The following is a 2,376-nucleotide window of genomic DNA, read 5'->3' as shown; positions in this document are numbered from 1 at the left end:
ATACATTATTAAACAAAAAAGAGGGTAGCCTCTTTTTTTGTTTAATAATATGGATTCGATATTTGCTGGTAACCTGGATATGGTGTTGGATATGGCGTTGGGTAAGTTACTGGATACGGCGCTGGGTAATATCCCCCACCACTAGCTGCACCTGTTAACGCTCCAGCTGTAAGTCCTCCTAATACTCCACCAGCAAAACTTCCTGGAAAGAATCCTCCGCCCCACGAGCCGCCACCCCAGCTGCCGCCCCAGCCGCCGCCGTGATGGTGGTGATGATGATCATAATGATTGTGTCCACCATGGTGATGATGTCCTCCCCCACCATGATGATTACGATAATATCCTCCGTGATTTAGTATATAGTTCATTTCTCTTCCTCTCCTTTTCAATTTCCCTACTTTAATATGTGTTGTATGAATAGTAAGGATACTGTTCATAATCCGTATAGTATAGAGTATCTGAATAATATGGATAACCATATCCGCTATAACCAAACGCAGGACTAAGTAAAGCCCCTGCTACAAATCCAGGAAAGAATCCTCCGCCAAAAAATGGAGAATGTCCAAAACTCCCATGAAATCCGCCATGTCCGAAGCCTCCAACTGGACGACCATACATTTTATTCATCCCCTTTTCTATATAAAAATGTAATAATATACTGTATGTAGGACAAATGCGGAAAGCATGGGGAAAATGTCTATATTTTGTAAAAAAAACAAAACACTTTATAATAAGAATGTCAGATTACACCTTTTATATAAGAAGTCTATATTTAAGAAAGATTAGAGGAATTTTATAGAAATGAAGAAGCCTATCGTTCAATTATTATTAATATTTACAATCGTATCTATCGTTCTTTTCCTATTAAATACATCGGTTATTTCGTTATATACGTTTGTTGGTGCTCTATGGTCCATCACAATCGTAGGAATTTCATTCGTTATTTTTATCGAAAACAGGTCTCCTCAAAGTACCTTAGCGTGGTTTTTAGTATTAGCACTTCTTCCTGTTGTAGGTGTGCTTTTATACTCCCTCTTCGGTCGTAGCCGTTGGAGAAGAAAAAAACATCTTCATCGTTCAGAAGAACAAAGAAAATTATTCCGTGAAATATTAGAAGGAAGACGACTAGAACTTTCTCTTACAGTTCCATTACATGAGCGTTCTATCCATTTAACAGAAGTAGTACAAAAATTCGGAGGCGGTCCTGCCGCAGATAGAACGACTACAAAACTTTTAACAAACGGAGATCAAACATTTTCAGAAATTCTGCACGCTATTGAGCATGCAAAACACCATATACATATTCAATACTATATTTATAAAGCCGATGAGATTGGTACAAAAGTTCGGGATGCTTTAATAAAGAAGGCAAAATCCGGGGTTATTGTACGCTTCCTTTATGATGGACTCGGAAGTAACACGTTAAGAAGACGATTTTTACAGCCTATGAAAGAAGCTGGAGTTGAAATTGTGGAATTTGATCCTATTTTTTCAGCTTGGTTACTTGAAACAGTCAATTATCGTAACCATCGTAAAATTGTTATTGTAGATGGAGAAATTGGATTTACTGGAGGACTCAACGTCGGTGACGAATATCTCGGCCGTTCAAAGAAATTTCCCGTTTGGCGTGATAGTCATTTAAAAATAGAAGGAAAAGCATTATATAAATTACAAGCAATCTTTCTAGAAGATTGGCTCTATGCCTCTAGTGGTTTAAGTAACTATTCTTGGGATCAATTTATGAATGTACAATACTTCCCTGGTAAAGAAATTTCGAATGCAGAAGGTGCTGTTCAAATTGTAGCAAGTGGACCAAGCTCAGATGATAAAAGTATTCGTAATACGTTACTAGCTGTTATGGGCTCTGCCAAAAAATCTATTTGGATCGCTACGCCATACTTTATTCCCGATCAAGAAACTTTAACATTATTACGCTTAAGTGCAATATCCGGCATAGATGTACGCATTTTATATCCAGGTAAAAGTGATAGTATTATTAGTGATCAAGCATCTCAATCCTATTTCACTCCACTTTTAAAAGCCGGTGCTTCCATTTACAGTTATAAAGATGGTTTTATGCATGCGAAAATTGTACTCGTTGATGATAAGATTGCAACAATTGGAACAGCAAATATGGATGTACGTAGCTTTGAGTTAAATTATGAAATTATTAGTGTACTTTATGAATCAGAAACCGTTCATGATATTAAACATGATTTTGAAGAAGACTTTAAGCATTCCACTGAAATTAAATGGAACTCGTTCCAAAAAAGAAGTATCAAAAAACGAATATTAGAGTCTTTCATGCGACTCATTTCTCCTTTGCTATAAGCAATCAATATAATATTGATTGCTTTTTCTTTTACATTTCCCCTC

The 2,376-nt window shown here is 36.5% G+C and carries 3 protein-coding genes; 1 reads left to right on the top strand and 2 read right to left on the bottom strand.

Going from position 1 to position 2,376, the window contains the following annotated elements; genetic code table 11:
• Positions 1-41 precede the first annotated feature (41 nt).
• Positions 42-368 (bottom strand): hypothetical protein, encoded by a 327-nt coding sequence (locus AB3X48_RS21250; protein ID WP_016103520.1) that lies wholly within the window; start codon positions 366-368, stop codon positions 42-44.
• Positions 369-399: 31 nt separating this feature from the next.
• Positions 400-618 (bottom strand): hypothetical protein, encoded by a 219-nt coding sequence (locus tag AB3X48_RS21245; protein ID WP_016103519.1) that lies wholly within the window; start codon positions 616-618, stop codon positions 400-402.
• A 183-nt stretch (positions 619-801) separates the two neighbouring features.
• Between AB3X48_RS21245 and AB3X48_RS21240 the strand changes: the two genes are divergently transcribed.
• Entirely contained in the window at positions 802-2,331 is a 1,530-nt protein-coding gene (locus AB3X48_RS21240) for a cardiolipin synthase (protein WP_016103518.1), read from the top strand.
• Positions 2,332-2,376: the final 45 nt, after the last annotated feature.

The sequence above is a fragment of the Bacillus sp. S4 genome (assembly GCF_040838205.1).
In the GTDB taxonomy this organism is placed as follows: Bacteria; Bacillota; Bacilli; order Bacillales; family Bacillaceae_G; genus Bacillus_A; species Bacillus_A cereus_U.
Note: the sequence above shows the minus strand (reverse complement) of the source record. Positions and strands in the feature narration are given on the sequence as shown.